The sequence below is a fragment of the Stetteria hydrogenophila genome (assembly GCF_054657575.1).
Window position 1 is genome coordinate 282,340 of the sequence record NZ_BAAHYL010000002.1, and the last position, 26,336, is coordinate 308,675.

Annotated in this window: 25 protein-coding genes; 15 read left to right on the plus strand and 10 right to left on the minus strand. The window is 58.4% G+C overall.

Going from position 1 to position 26,336, the window contains the following annotated elements; genetic code table 11:
* Positions 1-228: 228 nt before the first annotated feature.
* The 4 genes from ACYQ3J_RS04915 to ACYQ3J_RS04930 all read left to right on the plus strand — a co-directional run bounded on the left by ACYQ3J_RS04915 (position 229) and on the right by ACYQ3J_RS04930 (position 4,533).
* Positions 229-945 carry a hypothetical protein gene (locus tag ACYQ3J_RS04915; RefSeq protein WP_460125418.1) on the plus strand — a complete coding sequence of 239 codons (717 nt, stop codon included), beginning with the start codon at positions 229-231 and terminating at the stop codon, positions 943-945.
* 131 nt (positions 946-1,076) lie between these two features.
* Complete coding sequence (locus ACYQ3J_RS04920) at positions 1,077-2,288, plus strand: signal peptidase I (RefSeq protein WP_460125421.1); 1,212 nt, start codon at positions 1,077-1,079, stop codon at positions 2,286-2,288.
* The gene (locus tag ACYQ3J_RS04925) at positions 2,281-2,973 is read left to right on the plus strand and encodes a hypothetical protein (RefSeq protein WP_460125424.1); all 693 of its coding nucleotides are present in this window, start codon (positions 2,281-2,283) and stop codon (positions 2,971-2,973) included. Before ACYQ3J_RS04920 ends, ACYQ3J_RS04925 begins: the two co-directional genes overlap by 8 nt.
* 15 nt (positions 2,974-2,988) lie before the next feature.
* The gene (locus ACYQ3J_RS04930) at positions 2,989-4,533 is read left to right on the plus strand and encodes a hypothetical protein (protein ID WP_460125426.1); all 1,545 of its coding nucleotides are present in this window, start codon (positions 2,989-2,991) and stop codon (positions 4,531-4,533) included.
* 236 nt (positions 4,534-4,769) lie between these two features.
* Here ACYQ3J_RS04930 and ACYQ3J_RS04935 read toward each other — a convergent pair whose 3' ends face one another.
* The gene (locus tag ACYQ3J_RS04935) at positions 4,770-5,981 is read right to left on the minus strand and encodes a pyridoxal phosphate-dependent aminotransferase (protein ID WP_460125429.1); all 1,212 of its coding nucleotides are present in this window, start codon (positions 5,979-5,981) and stop codon (positions 4,770-4,772) included.
* A 94-nt stretch (positions 5,982-6,075) separates the two neighbouring features.
* Between ACYQ3J_RS04935 and ACYQ3J_RS04940 the strand changes: the two genes are divergently transcribed.
* Complete coding sequence (locus ACYQ3J_RS04940; protein WP_460125432.1) at positions 6,076-6,675, plus strand: hypothetical protein; 600 nt, start codon at positions 6,076-6,078, stop codon at positions 6,673-6,675.
* On the opposite strand, the gene ACYQ3J_RS04945 is transcribed toward ACYQ3J_RS04940, so the two are convergent.
* The 3 genes from ACYQ3J_RS04945 to eno form a co-directional block, all read right to left on the minus strand.
* The gene (locus ACYQ3J_RS04945) at positions 6,623-6,937 is read right to left on the minus strand and encodes a hypothetical protein (protein ID WP_460125435.1); all 315 of its coding nucleotides are present in this window, start codon (positions 6,935-6,937) and stop codon (positions 6,623-6,625) included. The two genes, ACYQ3J_RS04940 and ACYQ3J_RS04945, sit on opposite strands and share 53 nt — an antisense overlap.
* Before the next feature lie 60 nt (positions 6,938-6,997).
* Positions 6,998-7,819, minus strand: a complete 822-nt coding sequence (locus ACYQ3J_RS04950) for an HD domain-containing protein (protein WP_460125437.1) — start codon at positions 7,817-7,819, stop codon at positions 6,998-7,000.
* A gap of 75 nt (positions 7,820-7,894) precedes the next feature.
* A complete protein-coding gene (eno, locus tag ACYQ3J_RS04955) occupies positions 7,895-9,193 on the minus strand; it encodes a phosphopyruvate hydratase (RefSeq protein ID WP_460125440.1) in 1,299 nt (432 codons plus the stop codon).
* Between the two features lie 100 nt (positions 9,194-9,293).
* Between eno and ACYQ3J_RS04960 the strand changes: the two genes are divergently transcribed.
* From ACYQ3J_RS04960 to guaA, 4 genes are read left to right on the plus strand one after another with little or no spacing between them, the layout of a single operon-like run.
* Positions 9,294-9,962 (plus strand): potassium channel family protein, encoded by a 669-nt coding sequence (locus ACYQ3J_RS04960; protein ID WP_460125442.1) that lies wholly within the window; start codon positions 9,294-9,296, stop codon positions 9,960-9,962.
* Between the two features lie 30 nt (positions 9,963-9,992).
* Positions 9,993-10,859 (plus strand): hypothetical protein, encoded by an 867-nt coding sequence (locus tag ACYQ3J_RS04965; protein ID WP_460125445.1) that lies wholly within the window; start codon positions 9,993-9,995, stop codon positions 10,857-10,859.
* Positions 10,860-10,867: 8 nt separating this feature from the next.
* A complete protein-coding gene (locus tag ACYQ3J_RS04970) occupies positions 10,868-11,164 on the plus strand; it encodes a chromatin protein Cren7 (protein ID WP_460125448.1) in 297 nt (98 codons plus the stop codon).
* Positions 11,165-11,169: 5 nt separating this feature from the next.
* A complete protein-coding gene (guaA, locus tag ACYQ3J_RS04975) occupies positions 11,170-12,729 on the plus strand; it encodes a glutamine-hydrolyzing GMP synthase (RefSeq protein ID WP_460125451.1) in 1,560 nt (519 codons plus the stop codon).
* 281 nt (positions 12,730-13,010) lie between these two features.
* Here guaA and ACYQ3J_RS04980 read toward each other — a convergent pair whose 3' ends face one another.
* Complete coding sequence (locus tag ACYQ3J_RS04980) at positions 13,011-14,519, minus strand: leucyl aminopeptidase family protein (RefSeq protein ID WP_460125453.1); 1,509 nt, start codon at positions 14,517-14,519, stop codon at positions 13,011-13,013.
* Between the two features lie 115 nt (positions 14,520-14,634).
* On the opposite strand from ACYQ3J_RS04980, the gene ACYQ3J_RS04985 reads away from it, so the two are divergent.
* Both ACYQ3J_RS04985 and ACYQ3J_RS04990 read left to right on the plus strand, forming a co-directional pair.
* Complete coding sequence (locus ACYQ3J_RS04985) at positions 14,635-15,165, plus strand: DUF488 domain-containing protein (RefSeq protein ID WP_460125456.1); 531 nt, start codon at positions 14,635-14,637, stop codon at positions 15,163-15,165.
* A gap of 8 nt (positions 15,166-15,173) precedes the next feature.
* A complete protein-coding gene (locus ACYQ3J_RS04990; protein WP_460125459.1) occupies positions 15,174-15,989 on the plus strand; it encodes a BtpA/SgcQ family protein in 816 nt (271 codons plus the stop codon).
* A gap of 20 nt (positions 15,990-16,009) precedes the next feature.
* Here ACYQ3J_RS04990 and ACYQ3J_RS04995 read toward each other — a convergent pair whose 3' ends face one another.
* On the minus strand, positions 16,010-16,717 hold the full coding sequence (locus ACYQ3J_RS04995; RefSeq protein WP_460126232.1) for a nucleotidyltransferase domain-containing protein: 708 nt from the start codon (positions 16,715-16,717) through the stop codon (positions 16,010-16,012).
* A 33-nt stretch (positions 16,718-16,750) separates the two neighbouring features.
* Entirely contained in the window at positions 16,751-17,863 is a 1,113-nt protein-coding gene (locus ACYQ3J_RS05000; RefSeq protein WP_460126234.1) for a tryptophan--tRNA ligase, read from the minus strand.
* A 102-nt stretch (positions 17,864-17,965) separates the two neighbouring features.
* On the opposite strand from ACYQ3J_RS05000, the gene ACYQ3J_RS05005 reads away from it, so the two are divergent.
* Together ACYQ3J_RS05005 and ACYQ3J_RS05010 are read left to right on the plus strand one after the other, a co-directional pair.
* The gene (locus tag ACYQ3J_RS05005) at positions 17,966-18,496 is read left to right on the plus strand and encodes a metallophosphoesterase (protein WP_460125462.1); all 531 of its coding nucleotides are present in this window, start codon (positions 17,966-17,968) and stop codon (positions 18,494-18,496) included.
* Positions 18,497-18,520: 24 nt separating this feature from the next.
* Positions 18,521-18,934, plus strand: coding sequence for a M67 family metallopeptidase (locus ACYQ3J_RS05010; RefSeq protein ID WP_460125465.1), 414 nt, complete (start codon positions 18,521-18,523; stop codon positions 18,932-18,934).
* A gap of 23 nt (positions 18,935-18,957) precedes the next feature.
* On the opposite strand, the gene ACYQ3J_RS05015 is transcribed toward ACYQ3J_RS05010, so the two are convergent.
* The 3 genes from ACYQ3J_RS05015 to ACYQ3J_RS05025 all read right to left on the minus strand — a co-directional run bounded on the left by ACYQ3J_RS05015 (position 18,958) and on the right by ACYQ3J_RS05025 (position 21,931).
* Positions 18,958-19,713, minus strand: a complete 756-nt coding sequence (locus ACYQ3J_RS05015) for a hypothetical protein (protein ID WP_460125467.1) — start codon at positions 19,711-19,713, stop codon at positions 18,958-18,960.
* 88 nt (positions 19,714-19,801) lie between these two features.
* Positions 19,802-20,902 carry a site-2 protease family protein gene (locus ACYQ3J_RS05020; protein WP_460125470.1) on the minus strand — a complete coding sequence of 367 codons (1,101 nt, stop codon included), beginning with the start codon at positions 20,900-20,902 and terminating at the stop codon, positions 19,802-19,804.
* A gap of 126 nt (positions 20,903-21,028) precedes the next feature.
* Positions 21,029-21,931 (minus strand): ketopantoate reductase family protein, encoded by a 903-nt coding sequence (locus ACYQ3J_RS05025; protein ID WP_460125472.1) that lies wholly within the window; start codon positions 21,929-21,931, stop codon positions 21,029-21,031.
* Between the two features lie 201 nt (positions 21,932-22,132).
* Between ACYQ3J_RS05025 and ACYQ3J_RS05030 the strand changes: the two genes are divergently transcribed.
* Both ACYQ3J_RS05030 and ACYQ3J_RS05035 read left to right on the plus strand, forming a co-directional pair.
* Complete coding sequence (locus ACYQ3J_RS05030) at positions 22,133-23,338, plus strand: citrate/2-methylcitrate synthase (RefSeq protein ID WP_460125474.1); 1,206 nt, start codon at positions 22,133-22,135, stop codon at positions 23,336-23,338.
* 214 nt (positions 23,339-23,552) lie between these two features.
* On the plus strand, positions 23,553-26,294 hold the full coding sequence (locus tag ACYQ3J_RS05035; RefSeq protein ID WP_460125476.1) for a peptide transporter: 2,742 nt from the start codon (positions 23,553-23,555) through the stop codon (positions 26,292-26,294).
* Positions 26,295-26,336 lie beyond the last annotated feature (42 nt).

The following is a 26,336-nucleotide window of genomic DNA, read 5'->3' on the forward strand; positions in this document are numbered from 1 at the left end:
TATATTACCCCCCCTCCAGTGGAGTGTAGCGGCTTGGCTTATGGGTAGGTGTGAAGTGGTGGCGCCATAGCGCAGTAGTGTGTAGCCTCTACTTGCGAGGACAACCACATAAATTAAATATATAGATACAAGCTTTTGCAAGAGGTTAAAGCGCTCCATAAAAATATATACTTATAAATAAAAATATATACTGCAACCACTTGCTTCTGGCGTACCTGGGCGGCAGTAGTGAGGCGCAGGTACGCCTTAATGGCCGTAGTATTCGTCGCCGCAGTTACGGTGGCCGTTGTAAACGCTACGGCATTCATCTACAGGACGCTGTACGGAGAGGTGAAGGTGACGGATATAACGGCGGGCCAGACTGAGGCAACCATAGCACAGTATGGCATAGCCTGCACAGGATTCTACATAAAGGGCGCACCCTCAGGGAACACGATTCAAACACAAGACGCGCTACCGGACGCTGGCACCAACAATGAGGCGCTAGCAGGGGGCAACAGCACGAACTGGTACGGCGTGAAGGTAGTGCTTGGCGACAAGGCATGCGAGTGGACCCAGAGCACTACGGGTGAAACGAACACCCTCTACAGAGATGCAACGGCATACATCAATGTAACCAATGGAGACTGGTACTTCAAGGATATACTTGGCTTCGGCTACCCAAGCGTCATCACAAGCCCAGCTCCTATCTATGTGACCCTATACGTAGTCACGCCCCTCAGTAACTCGAACATAACGAATGCTAGGCTAATAGTCTACAATGCAGCGACGGGGGCTCTAGAGGCCTCCATTGACCTGAAGAGCACTACCATGTCCACGCCCATCCAACTATATCCGGGCGATGGCTTGCAAATAGACCTACAACTGTCCACAACGGGTTCAGTGAGCTCTGACAGCTTCACAGTAAGATTCTACGTGGCAACAAGCCCTGAGACTCCAAGGTAGCGCCGCCAGCACAGCCTTAAACGCAGCTTTTCTTTTATTTAGCTTAATTATTTAGTTTTGAGGAGAGCTTGAGGTGGGTCTCTAACGACTAGCCTATGCGACGTCGAGGCGGCGTCTAAGGGTGGCGCGACGTGGCGCTAGGCACGGGAACGAAGCTTTTTTATGCGGGCGTCACAATCGCCCTGGTGCTGCTTGCCGGGAAGCTGTTACGCCTGCCAATAGCGCTGATGGTCGTGTACGGGTCCTCCATGAAGCCCAGTCTTCAGCCCTTCGACCTGGTCCTCGGCGTTGACCCGAGCCTTGCTGGAGGCGTTGAGAGGGGTGACATTGTTGTCTGGTGCTACCCGGGTGATGTGTGGAGGACTAGCTGCGTTGTCCATAGGGTTATTGATGTACGCGAGGTTGATGGGGAGTACATTTTGATTACTAAGGGTGACGCTCTCCCACAGCCCGACCCGCCTATACGCTCGTCTAGGGTATCCTACGTTGTCGTTGCCCACATTCCAAACTACGTCGTCCTCCTGTTGATCGCCTTGCTCTATGGAGCCGGCGTAATGTACTGCTACGTCTACCTCCCCTACACCTCTCACAGGCGACGCTTACCCCTCTACCCTGGGGTAATGGCGTCACTCTTAATCGCATATTATATAATCCTTGAAGTCGCCTTCATAGGCTTGAGCGCGCTCGACGTCTCACCTATGACTATCAACTTCCCAGGGCTTTACATGGAGGACTTATCCTTCAACCCCCGCCTGGGCCTTGTAAACATCACGCTAAGCTACAATTCGTCCCTCTTCCCCATTCAAGCACCCGAGTGTAGGGTAGTCGCGCCCGTCAATGCAACACCCATTCTCGAAGAATTCACCGTCTCCGCGGCTAATGGTAGTGCCAACGTTGTTCTACGCATACCGCCCAGCTTTTTCCATGAGCTCTGGAGGGTGGACTCGGAGCGCTTCTCCCGAGAGGCTCTTCCACCCCCTCCAACCAGGGTGGCCACAGCGATAGTGCTCAACTGCACGCTCCCCTTCAACAAGGGGGTTCTGAGGAGCACCTACCCCCTCCTGATGTATTGGATGGAGCCTACTATTAAGCCCTCCTACGGTAACGGCAGCGTGCTTAGCGTGCTTATAGAGAACCACAACCCGGTCCCGTTCAATGTGAGCGTGGAGGTTTACAGCCACTACCAGAATAAGGTAATCTATAGGAGGGACGTTGCACTGGAGCCTTTCGCCGGCAGCGTCGTGGAGCTGCCTAAGACCAGGGAGGGGGACGTGCTCGAGGTCCGAGTCTACTACGTCTTCCTAGGGCATCTTAGAGGCGTAAGGGTGACTGTGCATGCCTGACTGGAGGGGAGGTCCCGCTACGCGGGTCTACGAGGAAGCCGCCTTGGAGGCGACGCGGTACTACATGCTTGGACGCCTAGCTAGAATGGGCCTTGCCGCGTGCTCTATAGTAGTCTTAGCGACCTCAGCCCTCATACTCTGGCTGCACGTGAAGCCGCTGTACACGTTTAGAGGCCTTCTAGTTCATGGCGAGGTGGGGCTTGTACGTTACAGGCTCTCCTTCGCCGGGGGGCCTCTCGAGGTCCCGGTGCTGGACTCGATCAACAGGCTCTCGTTCATCCTAATACATGGGTCGATACTGTCATCCGCCCTGGTAGCCCCGGCGCTCGTAATGGCTGCTGTGAAGCCGAGGATCGCGCGCGTCTACCTCGAGATAGCCGCGGCCGGCAACGTTGTGGGGGGGCTGACCACTGCGTTGCTAATGTCGTTCCTGCGCGTCCTGTACACGGGCATAATACCCTCAATACCAGTCACGCACTCCATACCCACAACATATGGAGTCTTCACCTTCTACGGCTCCAGCGGCTGGTACACGGAGGCGGGGCTGCTGAGCCTGCGCCTATGGCCCCTGTACCCGGTAATCGTGGGCGTTGAGATAGGCTCAGCCATAGCGATAGTATACCACTTATTCAGGTACTACGAGGAAGTACTTGAGCTACCACCCATACCGGTGAGCCCAACCTAGCACGAGCGGGGCCAGGTGGGGGGAGCCATGCACCGGCGGGGCACGGCGGCGAGGAGCCTCGCAGCCGTCGCGCTGCTAGTAGCCGCGCTACTAGCCATAGCAGCCTACCAGTCAGCACTCGCAGTCAGAAGCCTCAACGGGGAAATGAAGGTGCAGCCAACACCAATCATATGGTACGAAGACCCGGGAACCCCTAATGTAACAGTATCCATAGAGAACTGGCTGAAGGCGAACATAACAGTGGAAACCCACCCCCCAGACATAATCCTCAAAAAGAGGCATGCAATATACTACAACACGTTCGACGAGAACCCCTCAGAGCTTAACGCGTCGCCAGGCTGTAGTGGGACGTGGGGGTGGAACTCCACAGGGCATTACATCTATTTTGATGTCGGCAGCATGGGGACATCATATTGCTACCTCTACCCTTCAAACATTGACATTAGTAGCTACGTGAATAATGGAAGCAAAGTCTATGCGGCTGCTATAACGTGGCGTAACGGATTTCTACGTGTGGGCGTATTCCGAGTTGGCTACACGTTTCTAAACGATTCTACATGGGATAATTACCTCATAGGCTTGCGTAACGAGCCCTTACAGGGGAATACAGGGGATAATGCTAATGCTACAGCATACTATTATCAATACACTAGTGCTGCCAGCTACACTGACTACCTACTTAAACAGTCGTCTCTCCCAAGTGGTGCATGGGGGTTTGAGTACGGGTACCGTCACAACTTGAGTGCTGGCATAGATTTCTCTACATGGAAGGCCGGGCTTTGGGGCAAGGGCCTTACAATTAATAGCACGGATACCCTTCAGGTTCTTGAGGCCCATATAAATGAGACGTATAGGATCATGCCTAATAGGGTTGGGGTTGGCGTGCATGTAGAGTACGTAGAGTGGTGGTGGTGGTACGGTATAGTTTACTTCGATAACTTGGTTATAACTGTTGATGCTCCTCCATGGCTTGTTAACGTAACCGGGCTTCAACCCGGCTGGCGTGTTGTGCTGGAGAACTCCACTGGGGGGGTTGTGGATGAGGCTACTGCGGGTAGTGATGGTGTTGCCGTGCTTGAGGTTTGGGGGTATTTGATAGTCCCGAATGCAACGATTAAAGTGTATGACTCGGCCGGGAACCTCGTCGCCAATAGGACTTTTGACTTGGTTGTCGGCGGCGACGTCTACGAGGTTACGAGGTTTAAGGGCGTCATCCTTAGCGTGTACTCGAACCTGGCCACAGCGTTCAAGTCCAGGCTCGAGCTCATCTCTACAAATTGCACAGCCGGCAACACTTATGTATACATCTACCTCTACAACGCGTCGGGGTACCGGGTTGGCCCCATAGAGATTGTAAACGGGAGCCTGGCCGCCAATGCTACGAGTTACATCTGGATGGAGCCTCCCCCCGGCTGGAGCGGTAAATGGGAGGCAGGCTACATAGAGCTAGTGGTGTACGTGCCGATGGGGGTCTGCGAGGTCAGGCTGCGGCAGGAGTTCACCCCCTCGCCCGGCATGTACACTTATGGCTCCGTAAACGTAACTATAAAGTCGTCATAGCTGCTCCGTGCGGGCTTCCCGCCAACTTCACGACATTCAGCTAGAGGCGTGGTGAAGCTCCGGTCCTCAGGCCTTCCCGGGAAGGGCAAATGCTTGATCTGGAAGAGGTGACGGGGGTATTGGACTCGACGTGGAGGCGGCCTTCTCCGGCTTCAGGCTCCCAGGTTTCGGGTTGAATTGAATAATGTAATGATTGAGCGGAGAGCCTGGGGTTTGCGTGGATTCCTTGGGGGAGGCTAGCCTGCCGTGCTTTCGGCTAGCTCCCTTATTATCCTGGCTCCCTCCCTGACTTCGCTTGTCGAGGTTGCGAAGCTTATCCTCACGTGCCACCGCCCGGCCTTGTCCGGGAAGGCTTTGCCCGGCAGGACTAGTACTCCCTTCTCGTAGAGCAGCTTGTTCACGAGGGTGTCAACGTCGGCGTTGAGGGCCTCGGCTAGGCCCTTGACCCGGGGGAACATGTAGAAGGCTCCCTGCGGCATGTACGCCTCGATGCCGGGTGCTTTGGAGAGCTCCTCGTAGAGGATCCTTGCCCTCTCCTCGAACGTCTCTATCATCCTCTTGACGGGCTCCCAGGGGCCCCGCAGGGCGGCTACGCCCCCCTTCTGGGCGATGCTGGGCGGGCAGCTGTACACGCTCGTGGCTAGCTCGATTATCTTCGGCGCCACCTCCCTTCTCACAACGAGGTACCCAAGCCTCCAGCCGGTCATGCTGAACGTCTTGCTAAACCCGTTAACGTAGAGGAGGTAGTCCCTCCAGTCCTCCCAGGAGAGGAGGCTCGTAAACTCAACCCCGCTGTAGACGAAGTTGTCGTAGATCTCGTCTGCGGCGATCAGTATGCCCCTCTCCCTGGCAAGGTCGACGAGGGCCTCCAGCTGGTCCTTGAGGAATATAGAACCGGTGGGGTTGTGGGGGTTGTTGACAACTATGATCCTGGTCTTGCTCGTCACTTTCTCCTCTATCCTGTCAATGTTGAGCTTGAACCCGTAGCCCGGCTCGAAGTCCATGGGGACGTATACGGGCCTCCCCCCGAATAGTTTCGTCACCTGGGCGTAGGCGTAGTAGCTGGGCTCAGGTATTATGACCTCGTCGCCGGGCCGGATGTAAGCCGCGAGCGCCAGGAAGATCGCCGTCTTAGCACCGGTGGTCACTATGACCTCCTCGGGCTTAACGTCCGACTTGTACCGGGTGTTAAGGTAGTCGGCTATGGCCTCCCTAAGCTCCGGGATCCCGGCTGTCTCCGTGTAGCCGGTGAAGCCCTCGTCCAACGCCTTCTTGGCCGCCTCCCTTATATGCTCCGGGGTGACGAAGTCGGGCTGGCCTATGCCGAAGCTTATCACCCTCCGACCCTGCGACCTGAGCTTCCTAGCCAGCTCTAGGTAGGCGAACGCAGTCTCACCCATGATCTCGTCCATCACAGGGTTAAGGTTAAGCGCGGGGCTACCCGGCATCCCTGACACCTCCAGGATTCCCCATCGGCTACGGGGCGAAGCCCGGGATTATTAAGCGAGGCCAGCGCCCGCTGGGGAGGGGGATGGGCCGGTAATGCCCTCGTTGAAGATCCGTGTTAGAAGGTACAAGGCAGAGGAGCTCGAGGTGGGCGAGGTAGTCCTTGGAGTGCTCAGGCTTAAGGGCGAGGAGGAGAGGGAGGCCTCGGGTAACCCGCTTGAGGTACTGCTCTCCACGGCTGAGGCTGAAGCCAGGGGGAGGAGGCCCGACACCGACTACTACGAGGTTATAGTGGAGGATGGCGAGACGAGGAGGGTGCTGGGCGAGGGCCCAAGGTACACTTGGGGTAGGAGGCTCGCCTTCAAGCCGGAGAGGCTGCTGAGGGTGGGGATTGTGAGGAGGAATGCCTTGAACCCTCTCGTCAGCGCTCCCCCCAGCGAGGAGGAGCTGGAGGAGGCAGAGCTGGCTGAGAAGCTGGCAGGGGGCGAATCCGTCGGGGCCTACGTGTTCAAACTAGACGACGTTGAGTGGCACGACGTTGAGGGGGAGGTATACGTCTACGAGGGAACCCTGGCCCTGAGGGATCCGGAGACAAGTAACGTCGCTCTGGTCATCCTGGAGACCGAGTCTGGGAGGAGGTATCTTAGGGTTTCACGTGCTTCGAGGAAGAGTAAATCCTCTCGGACTCAGCAGTAACCAGGTCAATAATCGTTGAATTGTGAACCCTGATCAGGTGGAGGTACATCCCCTTCCGGGTGTAGGGGCCTTTATTGCAGAGCCTGCAGTACAGGTTACCCCCCTCCGCCTCGTCGACGAGCAGCTGGGAGACCCTTTTAATGGCCTCGACTACGTGCCTCGACAGCACCCGGGGCTCCAACTCGCTTGGATCCATGAGGCCGCTGGCTAGCATTGCAGTGTACTCCGCGATCTTCGCTTGGAAAACGCTTTTCCTAGCCACTAAGGGAACCCCACTGATTCCCGTGCACGCGGCCTGCGTTGAAATAGGTATTAAGCCCGCCTAGCCCAACTTTATTGTCGATATACGTCTATACCCTCTAGGCTCCATGACTACCGGCTGGATCTCCACTAGGCTCTTGAGGGGACTCGACTCCAGCTTGGGTAGTAGCACCTTCTCGATCTGGAAGAAGCCTGCGGTGTCCGTCATGTACACGGTTATCCTCACCGGCCTCTCTTCCCCGCGGGCCAGCTCAACCTTCTTCACGGCCAGCGCTGAGAGTGCGTGGATGTCGCTCTTACCCTTCCTGTAGGGGTACCTAGCCCTCCCCTCAGCCATGTCGGTGGCGTCGGCTACTTTAACTATGCCGGCTTCAATGGTTAGGGCCGGCACGTCCATGGCGGTGGAGTAGATGGCGTTCATGACCTCCGCTACTATGAGGTGGATTCTGCGCGAGATCCTCCCATCCATGATTTGGGGTAGGAGCCTGTAGAGGATCCCCCGAGCTAGGAGCGCTCCGATCAATTCATGGTTAACCCTATGGACGCTGTTCCCTATATCGTGGAGGTAAGCCGCGAGCAGGACTATGAGCTTCGCCTCCTCCACGCTGCTAGCCGTCCCACTCTTAATAGTGTCGAACTCCACGCCGCTACTAGCGAGGAGTTCGAAGATCTCCAACGCGCTTCCAGCCACTATCCTAGCATGGACGGGTCCGTGGTCGTTGTAGAGGAGCCTCGAGACAGCGTTAACGTTTGACATGTGGAGTAGAGCGCTAACCTCCGGGTCGCTGGTGAGAACGCTCCAGGCCCTGGCCAGCAGGGGCGAGGAGGCTATGTGCGTCTCCACCAGCCTGGGGCCAACCACGACAGCCTGTCGGGCAGCCACCCTGTCACACCCCGGCGTCAAGCGCCCCGCGGGTCACCCCTAGCCATCAGCTATCGGGCGTGCTCCTCGCGCTGTCTAGCATGGGCGAGCGGGGAAGGGCTCCCAGCCGGCGTACCTTGCGATGCCGGCGTTTTCACTGTCTATCTCCAGGAGCCTGTTGTACTTGGCTGTCCTCTCGCTCCTCGCGGGGGCACCCGTCTTTATCAACCCGTTCCCCAGCGCGACGGCGAGGTCGGCTATGAACGTGTCCTCCGTCTCGCCGCTTCTGTGGCTCACTATAACCCTCATCCCGCTCAGCATCGCTATCCTCGCGTAGTTGAGGGCTCTGCTCAGCGTGCCGACCTGGTTGACCTTCAGCAGCGCACCGTTCGTGGGCTTGAGGTCTTTAAGCTGGGAGAGTATCCTTGGATTAGTACAGTAGAGGTCGTCCCCCACTATGATCACCCTCGACCCCAGAGACTTGGTGAGCTCCGCGAAGGAGCTGGGATCGCTCTCCGAGAAGGGGTCCTCGAGGTACACTAGGGGGTACTCGTCTACTAGGGACTCGTAGAGCGCTAGCAACTCTCCGGGCTCCAGCTCCCTCCCCTCGACCCTGTAAACGCCCCTGTCCTCCAGGTAGAGCTGGTTTGCCGCAACGTCCAAGCCCAGGGCGAAGTCCCTTCCAGGCTCGTAGCCCGCTTTCTTGACGGCGTCGAGCAGGGTGTTGAGCGCCTCCCTCGTCTCCCTCATTGGAGGGGCGAAGCCCCCCTCGTCCCCTACGTTAACGGCTGAGGCTCCATACCTCTCCTTGAGGATTGACTTGAGGGTGTGGTACACCTCGACCGCCGCCCTTAGGGCTTCTGTCAGCGCGTCGAACCCAGCAGGGATTAGCAGGAACTCCTGCACGTCGAGATCGTTCCCGGCGTGGACGCCACCGTTTATGACATTCATGAGTGGGACTGGGATTAAGGGCGTTGACGGCGAGCCTAGGTAGGTGTAGAGCGGGATCCCGGCAGTGTCCGCTGCGGCCTTTGCAACAGCTATACTGGTGGCTGTGGCCACGTTGCCGCCGATGAAAGAGAAGTCACCGCTCCCGTCAATCGCCTCTAGAGCCTGGTCTATATACGCCTGCCTCCTGGTGTCCATGCCGATGAGCCGCGGAGCAACTACGTGCTCCAGCCTCGCGAGGGCAAGGCTGACGCCTTTACCCATCCACCTACGCCCTCCATCACGCAGCTCGGCAGCCTCCTTGCCCCCCCTGCTGGCCCCGCTTGGGGCTAGAGCCACGCCTATGCCTCCTCCCTCCGTCCTGACTGCAACCTTGACTGTAGGGTTGCCGCGCGAGTCGAGCGCCATGAAGCCCTTCACGCTGGATATGTAGAAGCCGGAGTCCACCTCGCCACTACCCCCGCCTTTCCTCTAAGACGTCCTAATAGGGGGTAAGGGGTTGTAAATAGAATTTGAGCCCCACGGGAGGCGGCGGGTGGGGTCTACATTGAAAATACTAATAATAGGCGCGGGCAGCGTCGGCAGTATATTGGCGGAGGAGCTGAGCGAGGCGGGTCACTCGGTTACAGTTGTTGACAAGAACGAGGAGCGTATTGCGAGGCTCTCCCAGTCCCAGTACGACGTTGAACCTATAACCAGGGACGCCACGGATCCCTCTCTCTACGAGGAGATCCAGATAGACTCATTCGACGTCGTCGTAGCGGCTACGGATAGGGATGAGGTTAACCTCTTCGTAGCGGCGATAGCCAAGATGAAGGGGGTCGAGAAGATATACGTTAGGGTGAGGAACCCCCAGACCGCTAGAATGCTTGAAATGCTTGGAATACGCGGGGTCATCCCTGAACCGCAGCTGGCGGCTAAGGTCCTATACTCCTTCATACAGGGATCCTACACCCTAGTAAACCTCATACCGGCGTTCGCGGGGGACTACATGGTAGTCGGGCTACTGGTTAGGCCTACCAGCCCGATAAGGGGGAAGCCCGTCGAGGAGGTTATAGATGAGCTGAACAAGCACGGCAGCCGGTTACTCGTCATCTACGACAACGAAAGCGCGGCGTTCTACGAGCCCAGCGAGGTGTCCTACATAAACGATGACATGCTATTAATAGTGCTTGCCCCCTCCGACGCCGTGAGGGAGATCTCGAAGCTAGTTTAGGCCTGGCACTACAGGCCGGGGGTGCAGCAGTTGCAGGAATTGAGCTTGGCATACTCGTTCATTGAAACAGTGAAGAGGCTGTACTATGAAATCCTGTCCAACGAGCTGCTGTCAAGGCTAGTCCTCGCCACGGCCTCTCTCATCGCCTTCACCCTGTTCCTCTACGCCTACAGAGGCGTTCTCAGGAAGATGGTTGAGGCCGGCAGGCTTAGCGAGGAAGCGTCCGCCAGGCTATACAAGATAATGGAGCCAGTCGTCATAGTCTTGATACTAATCACGATAGCGTACCTCTTGACGCAGTCGAGGAGCATTATAGCCTTCACCGCTGGAGTGGCGCTTCTAGTTTTAGCTGCGTCGTGGCAGGTCATGGCGAACTTTATATACTACTACATCGTGCTGTTCATGGGCTACCCCAAGAAGGGCGACCTCATCATTATGAGTGACGGCAGAGCGGGGCGAATCGAGGACCTGAGGCCGATGGGGCTTGTGCTCAGCGGCGTAGGGCCCGCGCGCAGGTGGTACTTCATACCCTACAGGGAGCTGTTCTCCCAAGGCTTCACCATAGCCGGCGATGTCTGCATTGTAAGGGTCAGAGTCACCGTGGAAGGGGTAACCCCGGATATGCTGGATGCCGTGAGGGATATCATTGAGAGGAGGGCTCTTGAGGTTAGGAGCCAGATCTCGGTGGCGCCGCAGGCTGAGAGGGCCCTAAGGCTCTACCTAGAGGAGATCACCGGCAACTCAGCGACTTTCGTCGTAACCTTTGTGACGACGCAGATGGTCGGCAGGGAGTATAGGCTGGTGCCCATATTACACCTGCTAGCGCTCGCCCTGCGCGAGGCGGGATACACAAAATTCCGCGTGAGCCTGGAGAGGCCCGAGTGGCCGGGGAGGTAGTAGGAGGCATGGCTAGAAAGCAGAAGCAGAAGCCAAACGTGTGCCCGCGCTGCGGGACTGTAGTCGAGTCTCCAGACAAGACGTGGACGCTGACGTCTCCAATACCCGACAAGAAGGGCAGGATAACGGTTACAGTGATGGGCTCCTTCACCTGCCCGAGATGCGGCTACAAGTGGAGGGCGGTGATTAGTAAGATAAAGGTTGGAGGCGACGAGGAGTCTGAGGAGGAAGCCCCCGAGCCCAGGCAGGGGGAGATAATAGAGATAGACCTAGACGAGGTGTACCAGGAGGCTGATAAGGCTTAGGGCAGGTGGAGAGCGTGGCGGCCCCCTCCCCCAAGCCTAAGACTGTTCTCGTGGTGGACTTCGGGGGCCAGTACGCGCACCTCATAGCAAGGAGGATTAGGGAGCTTGAAGCGTTCTCAGTACTCGTCTCGGGCTACCTGGGGTTGGAGCACGTCGCCAGCGAGGCCTCCAAGTACGACGTTAGAGGCATAGTCTTGAGCGGTGGGCCGAGCAGTGTGTGGGAGGAACAGCACGACGACATAGCCAGGTGGGCTGTTGAGAGGGGCGTCCCAGTGCTGGGGATCTGCTACGGGCACCAGCTCTTGGCGAGGATCCTTGGGGGGAGGGTCGCTAGGGCCCCCCGCGGGGAGTTCGGGCCCACCAGGGTAAGGGTGCTGGACCCGGACGTGATACTTAGAGGCCACGGCGAAGAGTTCACGGCGTGGATGAGCCACAACGACGCGGTAATAGAGCCTCCCCCAAGAGCTAAAGTGCTAGCAGTCAGCCCGGGGAGCCCTGTTGCGGCCATGAAATACGGGGAGCTGGTCTACGGGGTCCAGTGGCACCCCGAGGTTTCCCACACCCAGCACGGGCTTCGCCTGCTTAGGAACTGGCTCGAGCTAACAGGGCTACCCGGCACGTGGAGGCCCGGCAAGCTCGTCGGGGAGCTTATCGAGTACGTGAGGCGGGAGGTGGGCGGCGGCGTTGCGGTGGCAGCCGTCAGCGGCGGCGTTGACTCGACGGTGGCAGCGGTCATTGCGAGGAAGGCTCTTGGCGACAGGCTGATCCCAGTGTTCATAGACCACGGCCTCCACCCGCAGGGCGAGGTTGAGAGGGCCCTCTCCCTCCTCCGCAGGTCGGGGCTGGACCCCGTAGTCGTCGATGCCTCCGAGAGGTTCCTGGAGGCCCTCAAGTCGGTCAGCGACCCCGAGGAGAAGAGGCGCGTCGTGGGCAGGGTTTACGCTGAGGTCCTCGTTGAAGAGGCTAGGAGGAGGGGGGCCGAGTACCTAGTGCAGGGCACCATCTACCCTGACGTGATAGAATCCGGCGCGAGGCCTGGAAGCGACGTGATTAAGACGCACCACAACGTGGGAGGCCTCCCCAGAGGCCTTGGGTTGAAGGTGGTCGAGCCCCTCAGGTGGTTCTACAAGGACGAGGTCAGGAAAATCGCCCGCGCCCTAGGGCTGCATGCGGAGCTGGAGTACAAGCAGCCCGTGCCAGGGCCGGGGCTAGCGGTTAGGGTCGAGGGGGAAGTCACCAGGGAGAAGCTCGAGATAATCCGGAAAGCCGACGCTATAGTGAGGGAGGTTATAGAGAGCAGGGGCCTCCACAAGAACTTGTGGCAGTACTTCGCGGTGCTGACAAACTCCCGGGCGACGGGCGTGAAGGGGGATAAGAGGGCCTATGGCTACGTAGTTGCAGTAAGAGTCGTCGAAAGCAGGGAGGCGATGACGGCGAGGCCTGCAAGGCTGCCATGGGAGGTTTTGGAGGAGATAGCCTCGAGGATAACGGGCGAGATACCCGAGGTTGTAAGGGTAGTCTACGACATAACCCCCAAGCCGCCCGCCACAATAGAGTGGGAGTAAACCCCTCCACAGCCCCGGTGCCGCTACCCGTGAAGCCCTCCCCCGGGTTTCTGCAAAGTCTTCTAGCCGAGAGAAGCCGTGAGAAGTTGTTACTCGGCACTGGCGGGTTCGTATATTCCAGGGATCCCGCCGCCTTCTAAGTGTGAGGTGGAAGCGTGAGTGGGTTCCGGCCGCAAGGCACCCGCTTTCACCGCGTCCGCGGGACTCGCGGGCCTCCAGCGGGCACGGGTCGGTTAGATAGAAACGGTGTGGGAGCCTAATAAGGGGTGGCTTCGCCCACTTTACTCTCCAGCTTTGCCCTTCAGGTACTCGTAGAGGAGCCTTGCCCCCCAACCCGGCGCTAGGCCTTGGGGCCAGTATGCTGGCGGCTTGACCGCCTCGCCTCCCAGGCCTATGCCCGGCCCTGCTATGTCGAGGTGGATGTGCGGCTTGCCGTGGTTGAAGTGTTCTAGGAACAGCGCCGCGCAGATCGCCCCGCCGTACCTCATGGCGGCGTTTGCCAGGTCGGCAAGGGGCGCTTTCTTCTCGAGCGCCGGCTTGTAGTCATCCTCCAGCGGGAGCTGCCACACCTTCTCCCCGGTGACTTCCGAGGCTTTCTTCACCTCCTCCAGGAGATCCTGGCTCCTCGTGAAGACGGCGGCGATGAAGGGCCCGAGGGCCACGGCCGCCGCCCCGGTGAGCGTGGCTACGTCGATTACCTCCCTTGCATTCAAGTCCTTGGCGGCGTAGGCTATTGCATCCGCTAGCGTCAGCCTGCCCTCGGCGTCGGTGTTTGTTACCTCTACCGTCGTGCCATCCTTCATCCTAATCACGTCGCTGGGGAGGTAGGACTCGCCGCTCGGAACGTTTATGGCAGCGGGGAGGAGGGCCACGATGTTGACTTTCAAGCCGGCTCTGGCCGCGGCCCAGGTGACTCCCAGCACCGCCGCGCCGCCCGCCTTATCGGCCCTCATGTCGAACATCGACTGGCTGGGCTTCAGGTTTATCCCGCCGCTGTCGAAAACCATAGTCTTGCCTACGAGGGCTACGGGCTCGCCTCCAGAGCCCTTGTACCTCACAATTATGAGCACGGGCTTCTCCTTGCTGCCCTTGCCAACCGCTACTATGCCGCCGAAGCCCTCCTCCACCAGCCTCTCGTAGTCCAGCACTTCAACCTCCACGTTTTCGAGGCTGGAGAAGAGGTCGCGCACTAGCCTCGCGAGCTTCGACGGCGCCACCTCGTGGGGTGGGGCGTTAGCTAGGTCCCTGGCGAGGTAAACGCCCTCCGCTAAGGCGAGGGCCTCCCGGAGAACGCTCTCGGCTACGGTGAAGTAGATTAAGGACAGCCTCCTCTTCTTGCTCTTATCAGTCTTGAAGTAGTCGAACTTATAGGCGCCCAGCAGTGCTCCCACAACCGCCTCCCTGGCTTCAACGCCTTCAGTGGGCTCGACGATGACGACTGCGGACTCCGCCTTGTCTAGGAGGAAGGAGACAGCCCTAGCGTAGGCCGCTCTCAAGTTCTCGAGGAGCCTGGGCTTCCCGGCATCACCGCCCAGGCCGACGAACAGGATGATGCGGCCGTCGTGGTAGCCCTTAACAATCTCCCCCACGTCGGCCTTGAAGTCGCCCGACTCAATAGCCCCCGAGAGGACGCCTCCCGCCAGCTTGTCGGCTCTGGCAGCTACTCCTTCCAGGAGCGGCTTCTCGCCGCTCTTCCTAACAGGGACTATGATAGAGTTAACGCGGGCCTCAAGGGGGTCCCCGGAGGAGATTTCAACCCTCGGAGGCTTGCTGAAGATCAAGCCCTCCACCTCACAGCGCGGAAGACAGGCGTCGCCTCGTTTATAACGATTTAACTGTGGTTTAAATTTATACGGCATTAATGCGGCTTAATAGGGCCGCTAGGCATCAAGTGTTTGGACGGCGATGCCTGTAGCCTACACGGTAGGACACTCGAACAGGTCCCTAGAAGAATTCATCAAGCTTTTGTTGAAGGTTGACGCGTCGCTAGTCGTCGATGTTAGGAGGTGGCCAACTAGCAGGAGGCTTCCGCACTTCGCCAGTGAGAGGCTCGGGGAAGCGCTGCGCGCCCATGGGATAGAGTACACGTGGGCCCCGGAGCTCGGGGGCTACAGGCGCTTCGGAGTCGACGTGCCGCGCGAGCTCGAGGAGAGGGCTCCACATTGCCTGAAGTCGCCTGGGTTCCGGGCCTATTTCGTGTACCTGAGGGTTAACGAGTCGGCCAGGCGGAGGCTGGAGTGGCTGGCCAGGGTTGCCGGGGAGAGGGTGGTCGTCATAATGTGTAGGGAGAGGCTGCCCTGGCGTTGCCATAGGAAGCTGGTGGCGGACGTGCTAGTTCTTAAAGGCGTCGATGTCGTGCATATTATAGACGAGGGCCGGCTAGTCAGCCACGTCGTCCCCGAGTGTAGGAGGGGCTGGGAGTCGTGGGGGGAATAGACTGGTCATTGAGGCCGCTGCTCATAGGGGTTGTGCACCTCCCACCCCTGCCGGGCAGCCTGGCCTACGCGCTGAAGGGGGATCCCGTGGATCCCGCCGTTGTGAGGGGGATAGCCGAGTACGCCGTGGGCGAGGCTCGGAAGTACGTGGATGCAGGGTTTGACGCTGTAATAGTCGAGAACTATGGGGATAAACCTTTCAAGAGGAGGGTTGGGAGGCTAATCTACGCGTCTATGGCCATGGTTGTTGCGGAGGTGGTGGAGCGCGTCGACCGCCCCATCGGCGTTAGCGTGCTCCGGAACGACGCCGACGCCGCCATTGGGATCGCGGCTCTCGCCGGGGCATCCTTCGCGAGAATCAACGCACTATGCTCTGCTCGAGAGGCGCCGGAGGGCCGCATAGGCCCCGCTCTCGCGGAGGCCGCTGAGGCGCTGGCCCGAGTCAAGGCCCCTATTGACATAATCGCCGATGTGGACGTCAAGCATAGCCTTCCAGCCGCTCCCGGCTACTCTGCGGAGGACGAGATACACGAGTGCGCGTCGAGAAGGGGAGGCGTCCCGGTGAAGGCTATAGTGGTCAGTGGGAAGCGTACCGGGTCGCCTCCAGGCGTTGAATACGTGAGGAGGCTCGCCGAGGCGGCGAGGAACGCGGGCTTCGCCGTGCTCGTGGGGAGCGGGGTCACGCCGAGCCTAGCCAGGACCCTACTTGACGTAGTGGACGGATTCATCGTCGGCTCCTACGCTAAGGTAGGCGGGAGGACTGAGGCCCCGGTGAGCATGGAGAGGGCGCTCGAGATCGCTAGGGCGGTAGGTAAAAGGGCTTGAATCGCTCCCGGGGGCGGGCATTAGTAGAGGCCTGCCTCGGCGAGGCGTTTCCTGAAGAACTTGTTCTCCCGGGCCACGCGCTTGATGGCCTCCTCCACGGGCTCCTCGGGGTCGAGCTCGACTTGGATGAACACGCCCGTCCTCCCGTGCTCCCTCCTCCTCGTGAGGACCCTCAGCCTCTCAAGGGCCACGTCGACATCCACGCCCACGATGCGGGCGGCCTCGGCTTCCCTGCCTACTATCGAGTACTCGATGTGGCCCCACTCAGTCGGCTTGATCAGCTTGAGCCTCTTGTCAACGCCTGGAACCCTAGCCCCGCGTAGGACGCCCTCCAGCCCCAGCTCCCCGCCCCACTTGTAGAAGCCCCTCTCTCGGGGCCTCAGCTTCGCCAGGGGGTAGCTGACCACGACCTCCTCCCTGTGGTCGAGGTAGTAGTAGACTTTCGGTGTGTAGCTGGGCGTGGCTTGGATCAGCACCTTCTTATACACCTTGAAGCCGGCGCGCTCCAGCACTATGTCGACCATGTAGGGCTTCGGCGGCTCCACAATGACTATGTCGACGTCGCTATCCTCATTCACGTCACCGCGCGCTATGCTGCCGTGAGTTATCACCGGGAGCCCGAGCGCTTTCAGCGCCTGCATCACGGCTGCGGCCTTCCTACGCTTCTCCCACAGCAACCGCCACCTGCTCTCGTCATAGTATACTTCAACGTAGTCCTCCCGGCTCATGGCCACCAGCCGCGGGCCTCTGCCCCCCGGGTTTTAGAAGGATGGGAGCTTAATGTAGTCCTCTACAGTATCATAAACCTCCTTGAACCTCTTCTGGTGCTCCTCGAGGAACTCTCTCAGAAGCTTAGACGCTATCTGCTTGTCCGCGCCGCAGAGTAGCCTGCCGGCCTTGCAGTCGTTGTACACCCGCTTGAGTAGATCGTCGTCTGCGAGGTGGTAGAGGTACAACTCGTACACCGCGCACTTCTCAGGCTCACCCCCGAGCCTCCTCTGCTCCTCGGCGGTGGCTCTGCCCCCGGTGTACGCGTTCATCAACTTCCTAACGGCGACGTCGACCGGGTCGTTGAGGCTTATGTAACTCTCGGGCCTGCTGCTGCTCATCTTGCCGGACCCGTCTATCCCCCTCATGAGGCGGTGGTATGTTGAAGCGGGCTTGCGGGTGCCGAGTTCGCCGCTGAGTCGGTCGGCTACGTCGCGCGTGAATCTTATGTGGGGGTCCTGGTCCGGCCCGACAGGTACAACTACATGCTTGTACCCGCCAAAGTCGTCGAGTTGTGGGTGGAGTATGTCGGCGACCTGAGTGAGGACTGCCATGATTTTACCGGGGTCTAGGTCACCGTAGATAGCGGTCATCTCCGCCAGTGTGGCTTTAGCTGAAGCCATCTGGATCAGCCTGTAGTACGGCTCTCTGTAGTTCGTCTGCATGTAGAAGGTGGCCCTCTCCGGGTCGACCCCCAACGCTATAAGGTTGGCTACGTAGATTTTAGCGTACTCGATTATCTTACTCCTAGGAAGCCCCCTGACAGCGTACGCTTCGGCGTCCGCGATGACTATGAACGGCTTCGCGCCCAGGCTCTGGAGGTAAGTCACTTGGTCGGCAACCATTTTATGCCCAAAATGGAAGGGGCCGCTCGGCATGAAACCCGTGACGACTGCAACCTTCTCCCCGTTCTTTAAGGCCCTCACTATCTTGTCGAAGTCTCGGTGGGCGAAAACCACCCCCCTCCGGTAGAGCCTATGAAGGGGCCCGAGCTGCTCGAGCTTCGGTAGCAGGTTCTTCATGGGCTCAACTCCAAACACGGAGAAGAGCTTGTGGTAGTCAATGAGCACGTGGCCCCAGGGGTCGAATCTCTCAATGGACTCCATAGGCCCCGGCACCTAGCTACACTTCCTCGGCATTCCTAAAGGGTTAAATGGCTAAATAGGGTAAATGCGGGCTATTAACTACGTAGAGGGGTGCATTGAGCGATGCTGGTTGGCGTGATTAGTGACACGCACGACAACATTGAGAACACGGTTAAAGCGGCTAGGTTCTTCAAGAAGGAGGGCGTGGAGCTGGTTATACACCTGGGCGACGTGGTCTCCCCGTTCACGCTCGCGAGGCTGGCAGAGGCGCTTGGGGGCGTGAGGATAGAGGCAGTGTTCGGCAACAACTGCGGCGAGAAGCCCCTTCTAATTAAGACCGCCGAGAGGGTCGGCGCCAATATAAGCGATGGACCCAGGACTATTGAAGTCGGCGGCAAGAGGCTCCTAATCCTGCACGGCTACGGGGACCCCAAGACGACGCGTGAAATAGTGGACGCCCTGGCTCTAGGAGGCAACTGGGACGGGGTGCTCTACGGTCATACCCATAAAACCGACTACAGGTATCTCCAGGGGCGCCTAATTTTGAACCCAGGCGAGGCCGCAGGCGTGTTCGCGGAGCCCACGGTAGCCCTCCTCGAGACCGACACGCTCAGGGCTAAGATCTATAAACTAAAGGAGGTGGAGGTAGAGTGAGCGGCCGCTGTGGTGCAACCCCCGTTGTGCACCATAAACCTTGGGCCGCTACGCGAGGTGATGATGCACCTCGCAGCGTCCTCGAGCGTGGAGCTAGTCGGCTACGTAATCGGCTACAAAGCGGGGCACGAGGGTGAAATTCACGCCAGCGCCTTGATAATGGCTAGGAACATGTCGAAGGCCGCCGAGAAGGAGTTTATCGCAGAGCCGCGGGACATTCTAGTAGCGCACACGGTCGCGGAGAATCTGGGTCTCGACGTTGTAGGTGTGTTCCACACCCACCCCTCATGTCCTCCGGTGGTGAGCGCGAAAGACAGGGAGGGGATGAGGAACTGGCCCATCGTCTGGATAGTCGCCTCCCCGAGGGGGTTAGGTGCATACATGCCCGGGGGGAGCGGCGGGGGGATCGGGGAGATTAGGAGGTGCACGATCCGGTAGAGCAACGGGCTGCCCGGGTGCGGCTAGTCCTCCCTTCTAGCTAGCTCGGCTACAGCTAAGTAGGCGGAGACCCCGCCGAGCATGCCTGAGGAGGCTATCAATGCTAGAGTGGTAGGCGGGTCTCTAACGATGAAGTCTGCGTGTAGCGGCTTAACGCTTAACCCGGATAACTTGAATGAGTAGCTGGCGACTTCCCCTAAGCCCTCTATGCGGGCTACGTAGCTGGCGCCTACAAGCAAACCGGTAGCCTTGTCATAGTATAGCTTAGCGTAATCATACCTCCTAGTCTCACCGAACTGGTATTCAAGCGAGCACTCATAGACGTCGACCGGTAGGACGCCATACGGCGTCTCGAGAACTCCAGACGCGACTTTAGTGGCATTTACGGGGTAGTAGATGGCCAGGGCCTGGCTCGTGTAGAACAACGGGACAATATTGACTAGGACCGTGTCGTTTAGGCTGGGCAGGGCGTAGGGGCCGAGCCTCGTGGGTGAAAGCCAGGGTAGCCCCATTCTCTGCCCGTCGATGAAGGTGACCCCCCTTACGTAGCTACACGATGAAGAGTCTAGGATGAGGCGAACCGTGATGTTGTCGACTCCATCGAGCCCGTAGACGGCGTAGTTGAGCACGTACTCGCCCGGGGGGAGGTTTAGCGTGAAGCCCTCGCAGCTAACGCTGCCGCCCTCGAGTCTAAGGCGCTGAACGTTAACGGTGAACGCTACAAAGGAGATGATTGCGATCAGAATGAAGGTGAGTGCAGATAAAAGCTTGTGCTTCACTGCGACCCACCCGGCATGTAGTCCTTCGCTACCGCCTCTATCGGGGAATAGTGGAATTATTAAGGCGCTAAATTAGGGCTCAAGGGTCCTAGTGTGGTATAATTATTTTATTGAAACCGGTCAGGCTTAGCACTAGTATCAGTGTTGAAGCTTGTAGACCCGCCGAGAGGGCTAGGCCTCTCCTGCCAGCGACGTGAAGCATGAAATCCCTGACTAGCTGGCCTCCGTCCGTTACAAATAATGGGGCAGCGTTGATGAGAGCTAGGGCCAAGTTAATCATGTGTACCGAGTAGAGGAGTGGCCCGGGGCCGCTGAGTTTCACTATAACCTCGACTCCGAGCTTGTTGTAGTTTGGCGGTTTGACGACGTTTAGCACTAGCTCCCTCCCGTCGCGGAGAACGGTAAGCGTGAACTCAACCTTCTTCTCTGCTTCGTTGAATCCCAGCGCGATGAGAGCGTCGCTAAGGCTCTTCACGTCCCTGACCGGGACGTCGTTCACTTTAACTATTACGTCGCCGGGCATTAACCCTGCTACATCGGCCGGCGAGCCGGGCTCGACTCTGAGAACTAGGGCTCCCGACGAGAAGTGCCCGAGTAAGGGTGCGACCAGGAGTGCTAGCAGGAGGTTGACCGCTACGCCCGCGCTGTACACTTTTGCTTTGACGGAGAGAGGAGCCTCTGCCATTTTCTTCTCGTCGACTTCGACGAATGCGGCTGGTATGAACGCTATCAGCGCTAGGCCAGCGTTTTTGACTCCCACGCCCTCGATTCTAGCGGTGATGGCGTGGGCTGCCTCGTGCACGAGCACCCCTATCCCTATAGCAACTAGTACCAGGGGAACATCACGCCAGGCAATGGTTACCCCGGGTATGAGGGGTGAGAGGGGTGCAACACGCTCCTCGCTAGGCGCGAAGTAGTTCCGGTAGACGAAGTAGAATATGTTGGTGTAGAAGAAAGCCATAGCTGCCAACATTAAGGCCACGAAGACCCATGAAGTCCTCCGGGCGAGCCGGCTGCTAGGCGACGGCTTCATTGCCACTCCAAGCCTGAAGATGACTGCGAATGGGTACACGCTAAGCCTGCCCCTACCCTCCTTCCCCCTTCTTGCAAGCCATAGAATAGTAGTTGCGAGCCCGAAGCCTACATTCCACAGGGCAAACAGCTCCAGGCCTTTGTCCACGTTGACCACGCTCGTACCACTTCTTGATTCTCATGTAAGGGTTTCACGTGGACCGCCTTAAAATGTAAGTTGTATCCGTGGCGGGGCGATGCCGGCGAATACTGCTACGAGGGAGCCACCGGCGGGGATGGGGTCTCATAGTACTGCGCTCCAGCCGGGTGGGCTTGGAGGGGGGAGAGGCACGTCCACGCCGCACCGGCTCTGGAAAGCGTTAACCACCTCTCGAAACAGCTTCGCGAGTAGTCTTGAGCGGTCCAGGAATGGGTGCACTATCCAGCCTATCTCGGGTACACGGCAATACATGAGGTCTTGAAGTGTGCTGGATATGTTCTCGCTCGTCTCCCTAACTATCCTCTCCAGGTACCTGTATGGGTCTTCGGGCATAATGACTCCCATACTCTCTGCAATACCGGAGAGCTCGGCTGCCAAGTCGAGGGCCAGCCTTGCGGTCTCCTCATCGGCCAGTATTTCACCGTTGGGGATCCCGCGGATAGTCGTTATTGTGTTAACCACCGAGTTCACTATTGCCTTAAGCCAGCGCCAGGGCTCTATGTCGCTAACCGTTTCAACGCGGATCGGCGCTTCCAGCATCGCGGAGAGGATTTGGAGCTCCCCCCGGCAGTCGCGGCCTCGACAGCCCACTATGAGCCTGCCTGGCCCGCGGACTTCAACCCTGTTCAGCCGCCTGGCCGCCCCGAACTCCGCCACGCCGCCCGCAACTAGCCCCCTTTCAACCGTGCGCTCCACGATCTCTAGGCCGTAGAACCCGTTCTGGACGACCAGAAACAGCGGGGAGTGCAGGCGGCTCAGCCAGCCCGTTAGGGAGGGGGTTTGATGCGCCTTCACGCATATAAAGACTGCAAGGCATTCCCCCACGACGTCGCTCCATGAAAGCGTGGTGAAGGAGTAGCCAGGGCAGAGCCCGTGGACCTCGACTCGCTCGGCGCGTTTGCCTATAACTGTTACTGGAAGCTTCCCCGCGGAGCAGGCCAGCGTAGCACCCACGGCTCCCGGGCCAACGATGCAGACGTGGGCCATCCAGGCTACGCCTCCAAAAATAGTTTAAGCCATCAGCCGGCCGGTCATATAACGGTTTTCTGAATAATTCGGTAAAAAATGAATAAAAATGAATTTACCGTTTAAGGTTTAGCCTAGGCGGAGCGGGGGAAATGCATATAAAGAGTAAGCTTCGCCACCGTTGTGGGAATCCGAGTGAGGATAAATGTACCGGTGAGAGCTTTGGCTGAGGAGCAGCAGCTTGGGTTCAAGGTGGAGGAAGGCCCTGGGGGCAGGTATATTCACGTTCCTAAGGGTCTTTACAACGTAGTCGTTGACGTTACATCAATAAGCGGCGTCGACCCTAAGGGGTTGTATACGACTTATAGGGGGTACGATGTGGTCGATATTGGTAGGAACGCTGACTTCTATGAGGCAGCCTACCTAGTCCTCTATGGGAGGCTTCCCTGCGAGGATGAGTACAGGGAGATTAAGAGGAAGATTGATGGGTACAGGGGAGCCGTTCCCAGGAAGGTTTTCGAGGCGTTGAGGAACGCGGGGCCCTCTCACCCCATGTACTATGGGAGCCTTGGAGTTGTAGTGATGGGCCAGCACTTAGTATCGTCGGAGTGGAGGTTCGACGACGACTACATCTATGACCATGCACTCAGGATAATCGCAGCCATGCCGGTGATCTTTGCGGCGGGGTGGCATATTGCGCGAACGGGCACCTACATCGACCCGGATCCCAGCCTGCCCCACGCCATGGACGCTCTTAGGATGATAACGGGCAGGGAACCCACGTGGCTGGAGGCTAGGGCGTTCGAGACAAGCCTCGTTCTCTACATGGATCACGGGTTCAACGCGAGCACGTTTACCGTGAGGGTCATAGCTAGCACGCTCAGCGACCTCTACAGCGCAGTGGCAGGCGGCATAGGAGCCTTGAAGGGGCCCCTGCACGGGGGAGCCAACGAGAAGGCCTTGAAGATGCTGCTTGAAGCCAGGAAGGAGGCCGAGGAGCGGGGGAGGGACCTCGTTGACTACATCGAAGAGTTCATACTCAACAAGCTGAAGAGGAGGGAGAAGATAATAGGATTCGGCCACAGGATTTACAAGCGCCGGGATCCCAGGACGAGTGTTATAGCAGAGTACATACGGCAACTGCCTGAGGGAGAATACTGGCTGGCAGTGGTAAGGAAGGCCGAGGAAACGGCCTGGAGGGCGAAGCGGCTGCCGGCCAATATCGACATCTACACCGGTATCCTCTACTACCAGCTGGGTATCCCCCTACTCATGTACACGCCTGTATTCGCTATGGGCAGAGTGGTCGGGTGGTGCGCTCACTACATTGAGCAGGTGAGGAACAACAAGCTCATCAGGCCAGCGGAGAAGTACGTGGGCCCCATAGGGTTGAAGTACGTGCCCATGAGTGGGAGGTGCAAGAGGTGAGGACGTGGCGGCACGCTAAAGTGAAGAGGCGGGCGGGGAAGCGTGGAACCCCCGCTTGACCCCTTTACGCCCTTGAGGTATGCCGGAATCCCACCTCCTTGCTAACTACTATTGAGAATGCTCCTAGATCAGGGCAAGTGGCAAGACGGGCAAATTTTAAATACGGGAGAATATAATGGGGCAATTTGAGAGTTCTGAGGCGTGGTGTGTGGCTATGAAGAAGCTCGCAATATACATGACGCTAGCGCTCCTAGCACTCTCCGTCGCCGCGTCGATGACACTAGTCTCGAGGGCTCAGCTCGAGGGCATGCCGATATCAAAGCTGGACATTAGCAGCGTTACGGAGCCTCAGAAAGGCGTAGCGCTCGTTGGCAAGGGGTCGGCTGACATCTACGCCTGGCCCCTGACTCTGAAGTCCTACGAGGACATCTCCGAGGATATAAAGAGTAACATAGTGCTCGTCCCGACGTACACCGCCTTCTATGACATAGCGCTCAACCCGGCCTCCAACGTTTACGATGGAAGCCAGCCCGGCGTGATACAGTTAAAGGATGAGAACATCACCGGGCAGCCGCTGCCCGGCCTCCTCTACAGGGACCCCGACCCCAACAAGTGGCCCAAGCAGTGGGTTGACATAAGCCAGCTCTCTGCGGAGGACATCGCTAAGATAGAGTTCAACCCGTGGGGGGTCCAGAAGATTAGGCTAGCCCTCAACATACTAATCGACAGGGAGACCCTGCTGAGCCAGATCCTCGGCGGAAGCGGGGAGGTCATGCTATCAGCGATTAGGCCCTCCCACGCGGCAATAGAGTGGGTCAAGGATCTACCGACGCAGTTCGGCATCGTCCCGGCTGGCGATCCGCAGAGGGCCGTGCAGCTGTACCAGGAGGCGATTAACGAGCTGAACGAGATCTATGCTCCATACGGCTTCAAGCTAGTGTTCAAGGAGGACAGCAACGGGCACAAGTGGCTATACCTGCAGATGCCCGATGGAAGCCTCAAGCAGGTCACCGTCAACTTCCTGATAAGAGAGGAGGATGAGAGGAAGGATATAGGGGAGCAGATAGCCACCTGGATCGAGGAGTACTTCGGCATTAAGGTCAACAGGTTCATCAGGAGCAGGTACGTCGTCATACCCATGTTCTACGGGAACAACCCTGTCAAGACTCTGAGCGAGCTAGGCGGGATCGCCCACATGTACACCGAAGGCTGGGTCAGCATGACGGATGACCCAATATTCTGGGCGAGGTACGACGCGGCGTTCTTCTACGCCCCCCTCAGGGGCTACGGGCCCAACCACAGGGTGACCCAGTGGTGGTACTGGTACAATGAAACCCTGTACAAGCTAGGCTACAAGCTCTACTTTGAAACCTACACGCCCGACAGGGTAAACGAGCTAATAAACGATGTAAAGGAGATGGTTAAGGCCGGCCTGTGGGAGAGCATGAGGATATTCCTCGTGAACACCGCCGAGTACTTCAGCGTCAACAAGAACACCGTGACTAAGACGTTCTACGGGAGGACGAGCGGCCTCTGGAGCCTCTGGGGCTACAGGTACGCCTGGACACTCGACGGCACGCTGAGGGTTATAGAGTTCAGCTCCCAGGGAGCCCTCTTCATGAGCCCCTGGAACCCCGTGCTGGGCTTCCAAGACGTGTACAGCATGCTAATCTGGCAGCAGGTCAGGGACTACGGCCTCTACCCGCACCCGGTCACGGGGATACCCGTGGAGATCAGGGAGCACGTCAGCGTTGAGATATATAAGAATGGCACTGAGATGCCGGATAACGCTCTAGTCTACGATCCGGTAAAGGAGCAGTGGATCACAATAGGCGAGGCTAAGAGCGAGAACGCAACGTACCTGCTAGGCGCTGGCAGGTACATCTCCGGGGAGACCAAGGCCTACGCGAAGGTAGTATTCAACTACGTCCTGGGCAAGTGGCACGACGGCAGCCCGTTCACGCTGGCCGACGTGCTTGGAGGCTACGCCTTCTCAATGGAGTGGGCTACGGACGACTCGGAGGTCACCGGCCAGCCCGACCCATACTATGACAGCGAGTTCGCCGAGGGAGTAGCGGGAGTGCTTGACTCCATCCTCGGCATAGAAGTCATTAACGACACCGCTATCGCCGTTTACACCGACTACCTGGACGTACACCCGAGGCTGATAGCGTACCAGGTAGACCTGTTCCCGTCGGTCCCGATACACCTCTACGCCGCCATGGAGTGGGCGGTGGTCCACGACCCGCTGCCGGGCACCAACCTAGGCTGGACCACGAGGGAGGCCACTGGCGAGATAGGGATTGACATGCTCACACCCGAGCACGTGAAGGCGGTGAAGGAGGCCGCCCAGGCCATTCTTAGCGAGGGCAGCATCAAGTACTTGAACGGCCTCAACGAGAAGGCTGGAAGGGTCATATTCAGGGATGGAGAGCTACAGGAGAGGATACAGGACATGCTAGCGTTCATGGACGAGTACAACAACTTCGCCATATCCGACGGGCCGTTCAAGGTGGTCTTCTACGACCCCACGGCTTACGTGCTAAAGCTTGAGAGGGTAAAGGACTACCCGCTCAGCGTGTACCCGCCCGAGGAGGTCTACCAGCCCGCTCCACCCGTGCCGCCGGGCATGTCGATGCCGGCCCCGCCCACGCCGACTACCACCACCACTACGACCACGACTACCACTACAACCACTTACACTGGGACCGAGACCACGCCAACAGCTACTGGGACACAGACCACTACCACTACCACCACTACTACGACTACAACCGCCCCGACTACCACCACTACAACAACTACTCCGGCAACGTCGCCCACAACACAGCCTACGCTTGGAACCACAACAACGACTCAAGCAGGCGGTGCAGGGACTGGAACGGTGGCCATCGCGGCTGCTATAGTCATAATAATCATTGCAGCCGCTGCGGTGCTGCTACTGCGGAAGAAGTAGCCTAGGGAATAGGGAAGCCGCTGAAAACGGGGAGGCCACGGC

Coding starts and splice junctions, on each gene's coding strand:
- ACYQ3J_RS04925 (WP_460125424.1), top strand. CDS start 2,281: ATGCCTGACTGGAGGGGAGGTCCCGCTACGCGGGTCTACGAGGAAGCC.
- ACYQ3J_RS04935 (WP_460125429.1), bottom strand. CDS start 5,981: ATGCCGGGTAGCCCCGCGCTTAACCTTAACCCTGTGATGGACGAGATC.
- ACYQ3J_RS04940 (WP_460125432.1), top strand. CDS start 6,076: ATGCCCTCGTTGAAGATCCGTGTTAGAAGGTACAAGGCAGAGGAGCTC.
- ACYQ3J_RS04970 (WP_460125448.1), top strand. CDS start 10,868: ATGGCTAGAAAGCAGAAGCAGAAGCCAAACGTGTGCCCGCGCTGCGGG.
- ACYQ3J_RS04985 (WP_460125456.1), top strand. CDS start 14,635: ATGCCTGTAGCCTACACGGTAGGACACTCGAACAGGTCCCTAGAAGAA.
- ACYQ3J_RS04995 (WP_460126232.1), bottom strand. CDS start 16,717: ATGAGCCGGGAGGACTACGTTGAAGTATACTATGACGAGAGCAGGTGG.
- ACYQ3J_RS05000 (WP_460126234.1), bottom strand. CDS start 17,863: ATGGAGTCCATTGAGAGATTCGACCCCTGGGGCCACGTGCTCATTGAC.
- ACYQ3J_RS05005 (WP_460125462.1), top strand. CDS start 17,966: ATGCTGGTTGGCGTGATTAGTGACACGCACGACAACATTGAGAACACG.
- ACYQ3J_RS05025 (WP_460125472.1), bottom strand. CDS start 21,931: ATGGCCCACGTCTGCATCGTTGGCCCGGGAGCCGTGGGTGCTACGCTG.
- ACYQ3J_RS05035 (WP_460125476.1), top strand. CDS start 23,553: ATGAAGAAGCTCGCAATATACATGACGCTAGCGCTCCTAGCACTCTCC.